At 70.4% G+C, this 13,991-nt stretch carries 15 protein-coding genes and 1 pseudogene; 12 read left to right on the top strand and 4 right to left on the bottom strand.

What is annotated here, in order from left to right; all coding sequences use genetic code 11:
- Window positions 1-46 precede the first annotated feature (46 nt).
- The 6 genes from EBO15_RS17995 to EBO15_RS17970 all read left to right on the top strand — a co-directional run bounded on the left by EBO15_RS17995 (window position 47) and on the right by EBO15_RS17970 (window position 5,965).
- Entirely contained in the window at window positions 47-865 is an 819-nt protein-coding gene (locus EBO15_RS17995; protein ID WP_122195558.1) for an IclR family transcriptional regulator, read from the top strand.
- Entirely contained in the window at window positions 862-1,782 is a 921-nt protein-coding gene (locus tag EBO15_RS17990) for a carbohydrate ABC transporter permease (protein ID WP_122195557.1), read from the top strand. Before EBO15_RS17995 ends, EBO15_RS17990 begins: the two co-directional genes overlap by 4 nt.
- A complete protein-coding gene (locus tag EBO15_RS17985) occupies window positions 1,779-2,705 on the top strand; it encodes a carbohydrate ABC transporter permease (protein WP_122195556.1) in 927 nt (308 codons plus the stop codon). Before EBO15_RS17990 ends, EBO15_RS17985 begins: the two co-directional genes overlap by 4 nt.
- A gap of 91 nt (window positions 2,706-2,796) precedes the next feature.
- A complete protein-coding gene (locus tag EBO15_RS17980) occupies window positions 2,797-4,092 on the top strand; it encodes an extracellular solute-binding protein (RefSeq protein WP_122195555.1) in 1,296 nt (431 codons plus the stop codon).
- Window positions 4,093-4,103: 11 nt separating this feature from the next.
- A complete protein-coding gene (locus tag EBO15_RS17975) occupies window positions 4,104-5,366 on the top strand; it encodes a BNR-4 repeat-containing protein (protein WP_122195554.1) in 1,263 nt (420 codons plus the stop codon).
- Complete coding sequence (locus EBO15_RS17970; RefSeq protein WP_233616274.1) at window positions 5,363-5,965, top strand: bifunctional 4-hydroxy-2-oxoglutarate aldolase/2-dehydro-3-deoxy-phosphogluconate aldolase; 603 nt, start codon at window positions 5,363-5,365, stop codon at window positions 5,963-5,965. Before EBO15_RS17975 ends, EBO15_RS17970 begins: the two co-directional genes overlap by 4 nt.
- Here the strand turns inward: EBO15_RS17970 and EBO15_RS17965 are convergent.
- Window positions 5,962-6,252 carry a hypothetical protein gene (locus EBO15_RS17965; RefSeq protein ID WP_122195553.1) on the bottom strand — a complete coding sequence of 97 codons (291 nt, stop codon included), beginning with the start codon at window positions 6,250-6,252 and terminating at the stop codon, window positions 5,962-5,964. The genes EBO15_RS17970 and EBO15_RS17965 overlap by 4 nt on opposite strands.
- 181 nt (window positions 6,253-6,433) lie before the next feature.
- Here EBO15_RS17965 and EBO15_RS17960 point away from each other — a divergent pair, with 181 nt between their 5' ends.
- Window positions 6,434-6,856 (top strand): DUF3592 domain-containing protein, encoded by a 423-nt coding sequence (locus EBO15_RS17960; protein WP_122195552.1) that lies wholly within the window; start codon window positions 6,434-6,436, stop codon window positions 6,854-6,856.
- A 772-nt stretch (window positions 6,857-7,628) separates the two neighbouring features.
- On the top strand, window positions 7,629-7,946 hold the full coding sequence (locus EBO15_RS17955) for a hypothetical protein (protein ID WP_122195551.1): 318 nt from the start codon (window positions 7,629-7,631) through the stop codon (window positions 7,944-7,946).
- A 40-nt stretch (window positions 7,947-7,986) separates the two neighbouring features.
- Here EBO15_RS17955 and EBO15_RS46115 read toward each other — a convergent pair.
- Window positions 7,987-8,280 (bottom strand): annotated as a pseudogene (locus EBO15_RS46115) (hypothetical protein); the annotation flags it as partial.
- Between the two features lie 133 nt (window positions 8,281-8,413).
- On the opposite strand from EBO15_RS46115, the gene EBO15_RS17945 reads away from it, so the two are divergent.
- From EBO15_RS17945 to EBO15_RS17930, 4 genes are all read left to right on the top strand, one after another.
- The gene (locus EBO15_RS17945; protein WP_122195550.1) at window positions 8,414-8,989 is read left to right on the top strand and encodes a hypothetical protein; all 576 of its coding nucleotides are present in this window, start codon (window positions 8,414-8,416) and stop codon (window positions 8,987-8,989) included.
- Between the two features lie 54 nt (window positions 8,990-9,043).
- Complete coding sequence (locus tag EBO15_RS17940; protein ID WP_122195549.1) at window positions 9,044-9,367, top strand: putative quinol monooxygenase; 324 nt, start codon at window positions 9,044-9,046, stop codon at window positions 9,365-9,367.
- A 237-nt stretch (window positions 9,368-9,604) separates the two neighbouring features.
- Window positions 9,605-11,209 carry an alpha/beta fold hydrolase gene (locus EBO15_RS17935; protein ID WP_158628264.1) on the top strand — a complete coding sequence of 535 codons (1,605 nt, stop codon included), beginning with the start codon at window positions 9,605-9,607 and terminating at the stop codon, window positions 11,207-11,209.
- Window positions 11,210-11,334: 125 nt separating this feature from the next.
- Window positions 11,335-11,772, top strand: coding sequence for a nuclear transport factor 2 family protein (locus EBO15_RS17930; RefSeq protein ID WP_199744622.1), 438 nt, complete (start codon window positions 11,335-11,337; stop codon window positions 11,770-11,772).
- A gap of 49 nt (window positions 11,773-11,821) precedes the next feature.
- Here EBO15_RS17930 and EBO15_RS17925 read toward each other — a convergent pair whose 3' ends face one another.
- Together EBO15_RS17925 and EBO15_RS17920 are read right to left on the bottom strand one after the other, a co-directional pair.
- Window positions 11,822-12,457 (bottom strand): response regulator, encoded by a 636-nt coding sequence (locus EBO15_RS17925; protein ID WP_122195547.1) that lies wholly within the window; start codon window positions 12,455-12,457, stop codon window positions 11,822-11,824.
- A complete protein-coding gene (locus tag EBO15_RS17920) occupies window positions 12,450-13,850 on the bottom strand; it encodes a sensor histidine kinase (protein ID WP_122195546.1) in 1,401 nt (466 codons plus the stop codon). Before EBO15_RS17920 ends, EBO15_RS17925 begins: the two co-directional genes overlap by 8 nt.
- Window positions 13,851-13,991 lie beyond the last annotated feature (141 nt).

The raw sequence follows: 13,991 nt of genomic DNA, 5'->3' as shown, positions 1-13,991 counted from the left end.
TGGGCAACCTTCCCACATCTTGCAAATCGAATTCAATGGAGACAGGGTGGCTTCCGATCAGAGCAACAACCAGAGCGTGGAACGGGCCGCGTCGGTCCTGAACGCGTTCCTGACCGGGCGGCCGGAGCTGCGCGTGTCGGACGTCGCCAAGGCCACCGGCCTCGGCACCTCCACCGCGTCCCGGCTGCTGGCCACGCTGGAGTCGCTGGAGTTCGTGGAGCGCGACCCGGTCAGCGGCCTGTACCGGCTCGGCACCGCCCCGATCACCCTCGGCGGCGTCGCGCTCAACCAGCACCCGGTGCACCGCGAGGCCCGGCAGATCGCGCAGGACCTCGCCGCGTCCCTCGGGCTCGGCGTCAACGTCGCGGTGCGCCGCGGCGACTCCATGTTCTACCTGCTGAACTTCGAGGGACGGCTCGCCCCGCGCGGCTTCGTCCTCACCGGGCAGCGCAAGCCGCTGCACGCCACCGGCATCGGCAAGTGCCTGCTGCTCGGGCTGGACGGCGCCGGGCGCCGCGCGCTGCTGCCCGCCCTGCCCGGCTACACGGCGCTCACCATCACCGACCACGACCGCCTGGACGCCGAGCTCGACGCCGTCGCGCGCCGCGGCCACGCCACCGAGACCGAGGAGCTCGCGCTCAGCCGCGCCTGCGTCGCCGCCCCCATCCGGGACGGCTCCGGCGCGATCGCCGCGGCCATCTCGATCTCCGGCCCGCTCTCGGCGATCGACCTGCCCGCCCGCCAGGACGAGCTGGCCCGCACCGTCATCGAGGCGGCCGACTCCATCAGCGTCGGCCTCGGCTACGTCGGCCCGACCCAACCGGGCTACGCCCCGGGTGCGTCCCCGGCCCGGAGCCCCCGATGAGCACGGTCGACACCCCCGGCCCCCGTCCGCGCGGCGTCACCGCCGCCGGGCGGCTGTCGGACCGCACGTTCGCGTGGCTGCTCGTCCTGCCGGGCCTGGCGATGTTCGCCGTCATCATCGTGTACCCGCTGGTCGCGTCCCTGGCCACGGGCTTCTTCGAGCAGAGCCTGGTCAAGCCCGGCCGCCGCTTCACCGGCCTGTCCAACTTCGCGGACGCGCTGAAGGGCGACTTCTGGCCCGTCCTGTGGCGGACGGTCGAGTTCACCGTCGGCGCGACCGCGCTGCCGTTCGTCCTCGGCCTCGCGCTCGCCCTCGCGCTGAACTCCGGGATCAAGGGCGGCGGCCTGCTGCGCGGCCTGTTCCTGTTCCCCTGGGTCATCCCCGGCGTCGTCGTCTCGTTCCTCTGGCTCTGGATCTTCAACGCCAACTACGGGGTGCTGAACGGCGTGCTCATGCGCAGCGGCCTGATGGACACCGGCATCAGCTGGCTCGGCCGCACCGACACCGCGATGCTCGCGGTGATCGTCACCAAGTCGTGGGCGAGCTTCCCCTGGATGATGGTCATGCTGCTCGCCGGGCTCCAGACCGTCCCGAAGGAGCTGCACGAGGCCGCCGCCGTGGACGGCGCGGGCGCGATCCGCCGCTTCCGCAACGTCACGTGGCCGCAGATCAGGGGCATCGCCGGGATCGTGGTGCTGCTGGAGTTCATCTGGAACTTCCAGCACTTCGACACCATCTACGTCCTCACCGGCGGCGGCCCGGCGGGCGCGACCCGCACCTTCGCCGTCGCCGTCTACGACACCGCCTTCAAGGGCTTCGACCTGGGCCACGCCACCGCGCTCGGCGCGCTCTGGATGGTGCTGCTGCTCGGCGCCGTCGCCGTCTACCTCCGCGCCGAGGGGAAGGGGGCCCGATGAGCCTCAACGTCGCCGGAACCGGTACCGCGAAGCCGCGCGTCGCGCGCGCCGCCACCCGCGACCGCGCCGGACGCGTCGGGCGCCGCCGCATGCGGCCCGAGCAGCGGCGCTCCCGGATCGTCGCCTGGATCGCCGTCGTCGTCATCGGCGCGTTCGGCTTCCTGCCGGTGTACTGGCTGGTCGCGACCGCGCTGACGTCTGACACCCAGGCCTTCAAGATCAAGCCCGACCTGTTCCCGCGCGAGATCACGTTCTCGCACTTCACCAAGCTCGCGCGGAACGAGGACCTGTTCCACTACATGGTGAACAGCGTGCTCGTCTCGGTCCTCACGGCCGTGCTGAGCGTGTTCGTGTCGGCTTACATGGCCTACTCGTTCAGCAAGTTCCGGTACCGGGGCCGCAAGTCCCTGATGAACCTGGTGCTGGCATCCCAGATGTTCCCGCAGGCGCTGCTGCTGGTCACCCTGTACGCGGTGTTCAGCTCGCTCGGCCTGCTCAACACCTACCTCGCGCTCGTCCTGTCGTTCACGACCTTCACCCTCCCGCTGTGCGTCTGGATGATGAAGGGCATCTTCGACACCATCCCGGACGCCCTGATCGAGGCCGCCGCGATCGACGGCGCGTCCCGCTGGCGGACGCTGCACACCGTCGTCCTGCCGCTCGCCGCGCCCGGCCTGGTCGCCTCCGGCCTGTTCGCGTTCGTCCGCAGCTGGAACGACTTCGTCTTCGCGCTCACCCTGACCGGCTCGGACAAGCAGACCCTGCCGCCCGGACTCGTCCACACCTACCTCGGCGAGTTCCAGACCGCCTGGCCGGACCTCATGGCCGCGTCGTTCGTCGTGTCCATCCCGGTCGTCGCCGCGTTCATGATCCTGCAGCGCTACCTGGTGGGCGGCCTCGCCGCCGGCGCCGTCAAGGGCTGACCGGCCGCCCGTTCCCCGTCCACCGCTTCGCCCGCTTCACCCGCCTCGTCCAGAGGCACCCCCCGTATCACCGCCAAGGAGCACCACCGCCATGCGCAACTCCACCCCCGCCCCCGGCCCGTCCCGTCGCGACGCCCTCCGCCTCTTCGGCATCACCGGCCTCGGCCTCGCCGCGGCCGCGGCGTGCGCGCCGTCCACCAGCGGAAAGGCCGGCGGCGACCGCAACGCCAACGGCTTCACCTTCACCGCCTGGTCCCTGAACGAGGCCGCGCAGAAGGACGCCGTCCAGGGCATCGTCGACAAGTACGCCGCCGCTACCAAGGTCAAGATCCGCACCGGCTCCTATCCCTACAACGACTTCCTCAACCAGCTCGTGCTGAAGCTGCGCGGCGGCGACATCACCGGCGCGGTCCAGCTCGACCACTCCTGGCTCGGGTCCATCGCGTCCATGGGCAAGCTGGTCGACCTGTCGCCGCAGGCGGCCAAGGGCGGGTACACCGACGCGGCGCTCTCCGGCGGCACCTACCAGGGCAAGCAGTACGCCCTGCCCTGGACGACCGGTTCGATCGGCCTGGTCGCGAACATGGACCTGCTGGCCAAGGCCGGGGTGGAGAAGGCCCCCGAGACCGTCGAGGAGTTCGAGGCGGCGCTGCGCGCGGTCGCCAAGCTCGGCGGCGGGGTCGTACCCTACGCGGCGTCCACGAAGGTCGCGCAGCTCAAGGACATGATCCCCTGGATCCAGACGTTCGGCGGCAAGCTCGTCGACAACGGCGCGCCCGTCCTCGACGAGGACCCCGCCGTCGAGGCCCTCGCCTGGTACAAGCGGCTGTACGACGCCAAGCTCATCGCCCCCGACGTCGACCGCTTCGACGCGCGGGCGCTATTCGCGCAGGGCAAGGCCGCGTTCTACGACGACGCGCCGATCGCCAAGGGCATCATCGCCAAGTCCGCGCAGGACCCGAAGCTCGTCGACCACATGCAGCCGGTGACCCGCCCGGTGCTGAAGGCGGGCGACCGTCCGCACTCGCTGCTGTGGGGCCACCTCATGGTCGTCGTGGACGGCGAGGGCGCGAACAAGGCCGTCGAGTTCGCCTCGCACACCACCTCCGACACCGCCACCGCCGTGGACTTCTTCGGCAGGGTCGCGCTGCCGCCGAGCACCACCGCGGCCCTCGCCGACCCGAAGGTCAAGGGCGACGCGTTCAACGCCGCCTGGGCCGAGAAGATCACCAAGACCGCCGGGCCGAACCCGTTCTGGCAGTTCACCGGCGCCGCGCAGATCGACTCGGCGATGGCCCAGCAGGTGCAGGCGGCCCTCGTCGGCCAGGCCAAGCCGAAGGACGCCCTGCGCAAGGCCAACGAGACCGTCAAGCCGCTGATCAAGTGAGGAGGAACGCGATGATCCGCCCCCGTACCGCCGTCCTCCGCGGCGGCGCGGCCGTGGTCGCGGCGGCCGCGGCGCTGGCCGTGCTGCCCGCGACCGGCGCGTCCGCCGAACCCGTCGCGCCGACACAGGTCCCTTACGCGATGGACTCGGCCAACGCCGCCGGATGGTGGACGCCGCTCGCCACCTACAAGGGCGCGGGCGAGTACACCTACATGGCGTTCAACGAGCCCGGCGCGACCGAGGCCACCCACCGCGTCGCGATCGCACGGCGCGACCCGTCCGGCGCGTGGACGCGGCTGCCCCTCATGAACGGCTCGGCGCAGGCCGAGTACGCCGACGACATCGGGCACAACGCCCCGTCCATGGCGCGCGACGGCAGCGGACGCTTCCACGTTTTCGCGTCCATGCACAACGTGAAGTGGCAGTACTACCGCTCCGACACGGTCGGCGGCACGCCCACCAACCACTCGGCGGACCTGCCCGACCCGAACGGCCTGTTCACCTACCCGGTCGTGGCGACCGCCCCGAACGGCGACCTGTACCTCGCCGCCCGCATGGACGGCGGAACCTTCCGCTCCGGACGCCTCTACCGCTGGGACGACGCCGCGTCGACGTGGAGCACGGTCGGGACGTTCGCGTCGACCGACAACCGGTCGGTGTACCCGGACGACCTGCAGATCGACGCGTCCGGGAACGTCCACCTGCTGTTCGAGTGGGCGCTCGCGCCCGCGTCGGCCTACCGGCACCAGCCGTCCTACCTGAAGTACAGCCCGTCCACCGGAAAGTTCAGCGATCACACGGGCGCGGCGGTCACGACCCCGGTCGGCACCGCCACGGCGGACGTGATCCAGCCGCTCAGCGCGGGCGAGGACTACCGTCCCGACGCCACCGAGACCGGGCCGGTCGTCCAGAGCGCCAAACTCGCCCTCGACGGCACGACCCCGCGCGTCGCCTACCGCTACCGGACACCGACGAGCGGCGACCTCTACAACGTCCGGTACGCCGCCCCGAGCGGAGCCGACTGGACGCGCAGCACCATCTACTCGGCCACGCAGACGCGCGCGGCGCTCGGCATCACCGCACCGGCCACGATCTACTACGTGACCGAATCCGGGACGGACCGGGTGTTCGCGGCGACGCCGTCCAGTCCGGGGGTGTCCGTCGCGCCGGGCCTGCCGATCCAGCGGCTCGCGGTGACGCGGGACGCCGACGGCGAGGACGCGCTGTACCTCGCCGACCCCGCCGGCCTCAAGCTCTACTTCGCGCGCCGGTGACCGGCTACCGCTGGGCGTCGACCGCCCGCCTCGTCGCCGACCGCGTGATCGGCATCGTCCGCGGACCGGACGCGTCCACCGCCCTCGACCACGCCCGGCGGCTGACCGCCGCCGGGCTCGGGTCCGTCGAGATCTCGCTGACCACCCCGGGTGCGCTCCGGGCGATCGAGGAAGCCTCCAAGGTCGGCTTCGTCGGCGCGGGCACCGTCCTCGACGGCCACCAGGCCGCGATGACGATCTCCGCCGGGGCCCGCTTCCTGGTCTGCCCGACCCTGTCGGAGGACGTCATCCGCACCGCGCACCGCCACGGCGTCCCCGTCGTCGCGGGCGCGGCCACGCCCACCGAGATCGTCCAGGCGCTGGAGGCCGGGGCCGACCTGGTGAAGCTGTTCCCGGCGTCCCAGTTCGCCCCGGCCGACCTGAAGGCGATCGTCCAGGCCGTCCCGCACGCGCCGCTCGTCCCGACGGGCGGGGTGTCGCTCGCGTCCGCCGCGTCCTGGCTGGAGGCCGGGGCCGTCGCCGTCGGCATGGGCGGTGAGCTGGTGCGAACCCCCGAGGAGGAGGTGCGCGCCTTCCTCACCTCGCTGAGAACGCCCTAATCGGGGAGCCTGCGCAGAATCTCTTCGAGCAGCTCGTGCCGGCGGAGGGTGGCGCTCCAGAAGAAGGACGCCAGCCCGGAGAAGAACGCCGCCCCCGCCAGCACGGCCGCCACGAGCCCGCCCAGGAACCAGATGACATGGACGAGCCGCAGCGACGCCCCCATTCCCGGCGCTCCGAAGGGATCGCTGTCGAGCGCGGTGAACACCAGCCCCACCGACACGACGACCAGCGCCCCGGCGACGACCAGGAGGAATCGGCCCCAAGAGATCCAACTGTCAGGCGTCATGCCGCGATCGTGATCCTGTGACGTCTCAGGCCGACCCCACCGTCCGCATCCGGCCGCAACCCAAGGCGGCCCGGCGCCCGGCCCGCCTTCACCAAGGACGGCGCGTCCGTTCTCTGACACCTTGGCCAGCCTAGAGCCAGCGGGGCTGCTGCGGGAGGGCGGGACGATCTAGGCTTTCCGCATGAGCAAGGAGCAAATCGTCGGTGGCCTCTTCACCGTTCTGCTGGGAGTGCTCTCGTTGGGCGCCCTCATCGGGGCGTGGGTCGATCTGCGACTGAGCCTGCGGGGGCGTCGGGCCGACGGCGAGCTCGTCCGGATACGTGAGCAGACCTACTCCGATGGCGACTCCCGGTTCTACCCGGTCGTCGCCTTCACGCCCCGCGGCGGGGAACGGATCGAGGTCGAATCCGGAGTCGGAAAGGCCCACCCGCCGCAGTGGCCGGCGGCATCGCCCGGCAGCAAGGTGGGCGTCCTGTACGACCCGGCCAGGCCCCAGCGGGTCGAGGTCGACGGGTACGAGCGCGATGGCAGCGTCATGAACCTGCTGCTCAGCGCCGCGTTCGCCGGAGGCGCGGCGCTCGTGTTCCTCAGGATGGTCGCCTGACCTCCGGCCGCACTGACCAGACCCCTGTCACTCGCCCCCCGACCGGCACCAAGAGCACTCGGCGCACACGAACTACGGCCTGCCGATCTCCGGCGGGACACAGAGCGTGTGTGCTGTTCTTGCGCGTCCTGGTCGTGCCGCCGCCTCTGCGAGGCGATGGTGCCGATCAGGCTCTGCTCTGCAGGTCAGTGATCAACATGTCGCAGTGGGGAGAGTCCTTGTACGGCTGAGCCTTCCCGATTGTTCCGTCGGCCCCAGCGAGCGTAGGCGCGCTGAGGCGAGTCGTTGCCTTCGAGTACCAGCAGCGTCGCGCGCTCCTGCGGACGGCTCAGCAGGTCGTCGTGAGGCGCGTGAGCAACTCCTTGGCCCTGCCATGTGGGGGCGACCATCAGCTCGTTCAGTGCGAACGTCCGGCGGCATCGTCGGCTTTGCTCAGCTCTGCTGAAGGTTGGCGCGTCACCGGGATACCCGGGGTGGACCGGCGGGAATGCGGCCGGGTGTGAACGTTCGTCCGTCAGTTGTCGGGTCCTACCGGTGATGGCGCCTGTTCTCCGTCCAGCGGGGCCGGTGGACGATCGCCAGGGCCGCAGTCCCTTGCCGCTGCGCTCGACCGCCCCGGCCATCAGGCGGCGCACGGCGGGTGGTTCACGCGAACGGGTTCTTCTCTGGTGGGGCCTTCTTCTGGCATCGAGGCCCCCGGCCCCCCCCCACCCGCTCGCCTCGGCGCCGCTGCTCGTGACGCGGACGCAACCTGCAACGAAGGGAAACCGCGATGACCCACAAGAAGATCGACGTTGCCGCCGAGCCCGGCACCGAGTTCGACACCGAGCGCGGCCTCAACCAGGCGACCACTTGGGTCGACTTCACCGGGTCCGGAGACTTCCTCGTCAATGTCCAGGCAGGCTGGTTCACACCGTCCACCCTGGTGGTCGGCTCGATCACTGAGTTGAACACCAGCGGCAACCCGATGATCGGAAGGGCGCGGATGACGCTCCACAACGTGGCGCCCTACCAGGGCGGCGTCATATTCCGGGTCAACATCGAATGGGACAGTGACCTGCCTACACGGATCGTCATCTTCTACCAGTGACCTGCTTCTCGCCTGACCTGCTTCTCGCCTGGCCGGCTTCTCAGGATTGCGTCCCAGCGGCCACGGCGTTCGACGAACGGTGAGGTCGGGACGGGCGGACCCCTCTGGTGGCCGCGCAGTGAAACACGGCCGTGGCGTGCGCGGTGTTGTCGTCCGCCTCGCCACCGTCGCCGGGGTGTGGGGCGCCGGGGTCTGAGGGTGGGGCGGCGGCCAGGAAGGCCAGGTGGGCGTGGGCGACCATGGCCAAGGTGACGTGCCGGTACCAGGCGGTGTGCTTGCGGACCTGGTAATGCTCCAGGCCGACCTCGTTCTTGGTGGCCTGAAAGCATTCCTGTCTTCCTCGGTTCGTGAAGGACGGCGCGTACGACCTCTGATGCGGCGTCGACCCGGCTGCGGTGGACGTCGGAGCCCTGGCCAAGGCGCGGGAACTGGTCCATCCTGCTTTCCTGACAACCCAAGGGAGACATGTGAGGCGCGCGCTTTGGATCGGTGCTGGGGCGGTAGTGCTGTTCGGCGGTGCGGCTGGGACATGCACCGCCTGTGGGGCCGGGGGTGACACGGGTGACGGCAAGCTCAGCAAGCCCGTTCTGCTGACCGTTGGTGACGGCTGGACCCTGGAGGCCCGAACCGAGCAGCGTCACGCATCCGGCTTCAAGGCGCGGCTGTGCCTCAACGTCATGTCGCGCGGCGAGCAGATCGCCGGGGGTTGTGAGTTCGACGGCAGGCCGGGCGGCGGTTACTACACCATCGGTGCAGGTCCCCGGGGATCGTTTCTGATCCTTGGGCCGGTGCCGTCCTCGGTTGTACGCGTCCGGATGAGTTATCCGGGGAGGCGCGACCACTTTGTCGCCACCAAGCCGCTTCCCGGGCTTTCGGGTGTCAGGTCGGGCCGGTACTTCATCGACAAGGTCGACACCGACGGGGAGCCGACCAGTACTCCCGTACCGGGAACGACTCCGCAAGGGTTCGGCGTCGCCGGGAAAGCGTGGTCGGTGACGCTTCTGGCCGAGGACGGAACGGCCGTGCCTTTCGTGTCATATTAGGCAAGGTGGGCCCGCGTAGGCTGCGCGTCGACGAACTCGGCGAAGGGTGAAGGCATGTCCAGCACGAACATGTTCAGCGTCTACGGACGAATGACCGCCCTGCCCGGACGGCGCGACGATCTGATCGCGCTGCTCCATGAATGCGCCCGGGCCGGTGGAGATGACTGTGGCCTGCTGAACTACAGCGTCAACACGGCCCCCGAGGACCCGGACACGATCTGGATGACGCAGTTGTGGGTTGATCAGGCGGCACACGACGCCACCACTCGTTCCGAGCCGGTCGCGGCTGCCACACGCCGCCTTCTTCCGCTCCTGGTCAGGGAACCCGAAGGCTCCTACGGCCACGCTGTCTACGTTCACGACCGAAGGTCCGAATGACCAGTTGGTGAGCAGTACTCACATTTCGCCGGTCTCCATGTGTCGCTGCACGAACGGTCAGTGTGACGGTGGGGTTAGCCCTACCGGGGGCTCGGCTGCCAGCCGCATGGGCGAAGGGAGCGCTACGTTCTACCGTTTTGCTTGGTACAGCATTCGAAGCAAATCGGGGGATTCGTGAAGAAGCTTGTCGCCGTGGTCGCAGCGGGCGGTCTAGGCATTACCGGACTCGGTGTACTCGTGGCCACAGGTCCCTCCGCGGTCACGGGTCTGGTCGCGGCGGCCACGGACACGGCCGCGGTGACCGACGCGTCCGACGCCTTCCGTCCCGCGGGGTTGAAGTGGCATCGCTGCGCCACCCCCATCGTCAAGGGCGCGACGGCCTTCGACCGCGTCGGCCCGGTCACGGTGTCCAAGATCATCCAGTGTGCGGAGCTGAAGGTCCCGCTGGACCACGCCCGTCCGAACGGGCAGAAGATCACGCTCCAGCTGACCCGGCTTCCACACCGGGGCAAGGGCAAGGCCAAGGGGGACATCGTGGTCAACCCAGGTGGCCCGGGGGCCAGCGGCGCTTTGTTCGCCCCCGCCTTCTACGCGCTGAACTCCCCGTCGATGCAGGCGGCCTACAACGTCATCGGGTTCGATCCGCGCGGCATCGGTTTCAGCAAGCCCGCGCTCACATGCGATGCCGACTACGGCAACGCACCCCGTCCGGCCTACGGCCACGGGGACGCCACGTCCATCGCGGTCTGGCTGAAGCGGTCGAAGGCGTACGCGGACGCCTGCGCCCGTAAGTACGGCAAGGGTTCCCCGGTGAATCTGCTCGACCACTCCAAGACCACCGACTCGGCTCGCGACCTGAACACGATCCGAGCCGCCCTCGGCCACAAGAAGCTGAATTACTACGGCGGCTCCTACGGCACCTACCTCGGCTCGGTCTACGCGACGATGTTCCCCAAGCGCGTCGGCAAGATGGTCCTCGACGGCAACGTCGACCCGGCCAATGTCTGGTACGGCGCGCAGAAGCCCCAGAACATCGCGTTCAACGAGAACATGGAGTACTACTTCGGCTGGCTGGCCCGATACGACGACCGCTACCACCTGGGCAAGACCAAGGCGGCCGTCCGGGCCTTCTACTACTCCCTGGAGGCCAGGCTCGCCAAGGCGCCCGTCGTCAAGAACGGCACCGCGGTCGGCGCGCCCGAACTCCTGGACACCCTTCAGAACGCCGCGTACAAGCGCAGCCAGGGGGTGTGGCACAGCCTCGCCGTCGGCCTCTCCGCCTACAAGACCGGCGACCTGAACACCTTCCTCGAAACCTTCGGTTCCAACACCATCGGCGGCAGCGACGACAATGAGTTCGCCGCCTACCACGCCATTCAGTGCTCCGACGTGCAATGGCCCAAGAACTGGCGGAAGTGGCAGGCGGACGCGACCCGCATGGACCGGATCGCGCCGTTCTCGACCTGGTACAACACCTGGTACAACGCCCCGTGCATGTTCTGGGGCGCCAAGCCGGGAACGCCGGTCAAGGTCGGCCAGACGCGGAACCTGCCGAAGAACATCCTTCTGTTCCAGGCCACCAACGACGCGGCCACCCCGTACGCCGACGCGCTGAAGTTGCAGAAGCTTCTGAAGGGCTCGCACCTGGTCGTCCAGGACGGCGACCGCACGCACGTCATCGTCCACCGAGGTGACCGCCGTCCGGGCGGCGTCGATGCCATCTTCGACGCCTACTGGCTGAAGGACAGGCTGCCTGCCAAGCCCATCGTGCACGTCTCGCAACTCGGCGACCCCACGCCGCCGCCCACCCCGTCCAAGACCGGCGCCCCCGCCGGGAAGTAGCGAACTCCGAACGGACCCCCGGGCACCCGGGGGTCCCCTCCCATGCGCCCACAGCACGCGCCGCCGTCCGGGCGAGCTTGCTAGCTTGCTTGACGAACGGCGTTTCCGATCTTTGAGGAGGGCTCGTGACTGACTCGAAGGGCACCACCGCCGGACCGCGCGACGTGCTGGCGCGCTACCAGCAGGCCTCGATCGACAAGGAACTGGACGTCATGGTCGACCTCTACGCCGAGGACGCCGTGCACGAGTTCCCCTTCAGCCGTCCGGACATCCCGTCCGAGCTGCGCGGACGCGAGGCGATCCGCGCCTTCCTCGAGGCGAACTGGAAGGACGGCCCGCTCCGCTACGACGCCTACCGCGACGTCGTGGTGCGCGACACCACCGACCCCGGGGTCATCGTCGTCGAGCGGGTCGCCGTCGGGTTCTCCAATGCGACCGGACGCGACTTCGCGCTTCCCAACATCGTCGTCATGACGGTCCGCGAAGGACGGATCGTCCACTTCCGGGACTATGTGAACATCCTGGCCGCCAGCGAGGCCCTGGGACTGGCGCCGCCCTCCTGACCCCGACCCGATCGACCGCATGGACGGCGGTCAGGGGATGGGGGTGGGGTCAGCGGTGGATGAGGCCTAGGGCGGAGGCGGCCGCGACGGCGGCGGTGCGGGAGTCGACGTCGAGTTTCGCGTAGACGCGGGCCAGGTGGGACTTCACGGTTCCCTCGGTGAGGTGGAGCCTGCGGCCGATGGCCTGGTTGGACAGGCCCTCGGCGACCAGGGCGAGCACCTCGGTCTCGCGGCGGGTCAGCGAGGTGGCGGGTGTGCGCAGCCGGTTCATCAGCCGGTCCGCGACGGTGGGGGCCAGCGCGGTGCGCCCGGCGGCGGCGCTCCGCACGGCGGCGGTGAGATCCTCGGGCGGGGCGTCCTTGAGGACGTAGCCCGTCGCGCCCGCCTCGATGGCGGGCAGGGTGTCCGCGTCGGAGTCGTAGGTGGTGACGATCAGGACGCGCGGCGCGTCCGGTCTGCGGGTGATCGCCGCGGTCGCCTCGGCTCCGCCCATCCCCTTGCCGAAGCGCAGGTCCATCAGCACCACGTCGATGTCGCCGCCCGCGGCGCGCGAAACGGCCTCTTCGGCCGTGGCGGCCTCGGCCACGACCTCCAGGCCGGGCTCGGTCTCCAGCAGGGCGCGCAGCCCGGCCCGAAGGACGGGATGGTCGTCGGCCAGCAGCAGCCGGATGGGAACGTCAGTCACGGGTGCGCCCCCATCCGGGGTCGGTGTCCGGGTCGTCCTGCGAGCCCTCTGAAGGCCGGCCGGTCTCCCGGGGAGCGGGTTGTGATTCCGGGGCCTGGGGGAGGGGGAGCTGTACCGCCAGCGCGGCGCCGAGGCCGGGGCTCGATTCCACGGTGAGCGTGCCGCCCAGGGCCCGCGCCCGTGCCCGCATGGCCGCCAGCCCGAAACCGCTCCCACCGATGGGGGTGGTAGAGGACGCGGACGGCGGACGAGACGGGCCACTGACGGCGGTGGCCGTGGGCAGGGCGGGGTCGAAGCCGATGCCGTCGTCGACGATGTCGAGGGCGACGTGGTCTCCCAGGAAGCTGAGGGTCACGTCCACACTGCCCGCCTCGGCGTGCTGGACGGTGTTGGCCAGCGCCGACTGCGCGACGCGCAACAACGCGACCTCGTAGGCCGTCGGCAGCGGGAGCGGCGAGCCGGTGAGGTGGAACCGCGCGGTGAGCGGATGCCGTGCCGAGGTGGCGGCGCACAGGCGTTCCAGCGCGCCCGCCAGCGACACGTCGTCCAGCGACGGCGGCATCAGGGCGGCGACGAAGCGGCGTGCTTCGGCGAGGTTGTCCATGGCGGTCTGCCGGGCCTGGTCGACGTACCGCGCGACCTTGTCGAGCGAGTCGTCGGCGGACGATCCGTAGGACGTGCCCGCCGAAGTGTCGCCCGGCGCGGTGGCGGAGCGGCTCGCGGGACGGGGGAGGGAGCGTTCGGCGGCTCGGAGGAGAAGCTGGATGCTGGACAGGCCCTGGGCGAGGGTGTCGTGGATCTCCTGGGCCAGGCGTTGCCGCTCCTCCAGGACACCGGCGGTGTGCTGGACGGCGGCCAGGTCCGCGCGCGTGGCGGTGAGCTCCTCGATGAGCCTGCGCCGCTGCTCGCTCTCCCGGTACAGGGCCTGATAGCCCCACACCACCGCCACCGCGACGGCCGCGCCCAGCGTCGGGCCGATCGCCACCGCCGGGGTGAACTGGTGGTTGTGGGCGGCGACGGCCGTGATCGCGGCGGCGGCGGTCGCCGCGGTCGCCGCGAGCCCGACGCGGCGGGGCAGCAGGTGCAGGTGGAGGAAGTAGAGCGGGAACGCGACCCACACGCCATCGGCCGTCAGGACCAGCAGGACCAGCCATGCCGCGCTCAGGGCCGCGAGCCACACGGCCGCGGCCCGCCGCGACCGGCGTACCCGGGGCGTCAGCGGGCCCGCCGCGTACACGGCCGCGCAGATCACGGCCACCACGAAGATCAGGGAGGCGTGCGGCTCGCCGTTGCTCAGCGCCCGCACCGGGGCCAACGCCAGGAGCGCGACGGCTAGCAGGTGCAGGCACCACTCCAGGGCGCGCGGGGTCGGGGTGTGGGCGGCAGGGTTCACAGCCCCTTCAGCCTAGCCACGGCGGGGTCAAGCGACCTCCATCGAAAGTTACAACCGCAGTGCCTGCTTTCGGCCCCTCAGGTCCTGTCCCCGGCCAGATCCGGTGGACGGCCGCGACGGCCAGGGTGGAGGCATAACGTC

The sequence above is a fragment of the Actinomadura harenae genome (assembly GCF_003696215.1).
GTDB lineage: Bacteria > Actinomycetota > Actinomycetes > Streptosporangiales > Streptosporangiaceae > Spirillospora > Spirillospora harenae.
The sequence above is the reverse complement of the archived record's forward strand: the minus strand, read 5'-3'. Positions and strand labels throughout refer to the sequence as shown.

Bases quoted from the DNA above. Each gene is read 5' to 3' on its own strand.
- EBO15_RS17985 (WP_122195556.1), top strand. From the start codon at position 1,779: ATGAGCCTCAACGTCGCCGGAACCGGTACCGCGAAGCCGCGCGTCGCG.
- EBO15_RS17960 (WP_122195552.1), top strand. From the start codon at position 6,434: ATGAGCAAGGAGCAAATCGTCGGTGGCCTCTTCACCGTTCTGCTGGGA.
- EBO15_RS17990 (WP_122195557.1), top strand. From the start codon at position 862: ATGAGCACGGTCGACACCCCCGGCCCCCGTCCGCGCGGCGTCACCGCC.
- EBO15_RS17965 (WP_122195553.1), bottom strand. From the start codon at position 6,252: ATGACGCCTGACAGTTGGATCTCTTGGGGCCGATTCCTCCTGGTCGTC.
- EBO15_RS17940 (WP_122195549.1), top strand. From the start codon at position 9,044: ATGTCCAGCACGAACATGTTCAGCGTCTACGGACGAATGACCGCCCTG.
- EBO15_RS17980 (WP_122195555.1), top strand. From the start codon at position 2,797: ATGCGCAACTCCACCCCCGCCCCCGGCCCGTCCCGTCGCGACGCCCTC.
- EBO15_RS17955 (WP_122195551.1), top strand. From the start codon at position 7,629: ATGACCCACAAGAAGATCGACGTTGCCGCCGAGCCCGGCACCGAGTTC.
- EBO15_RS17975 (WP_122195554.1), top strand. From the start codon at position 4,104: ATGATCCGCCCCCGTACCGCCGTCCTCCGCGGCGGCGCGGCCGTGGTC.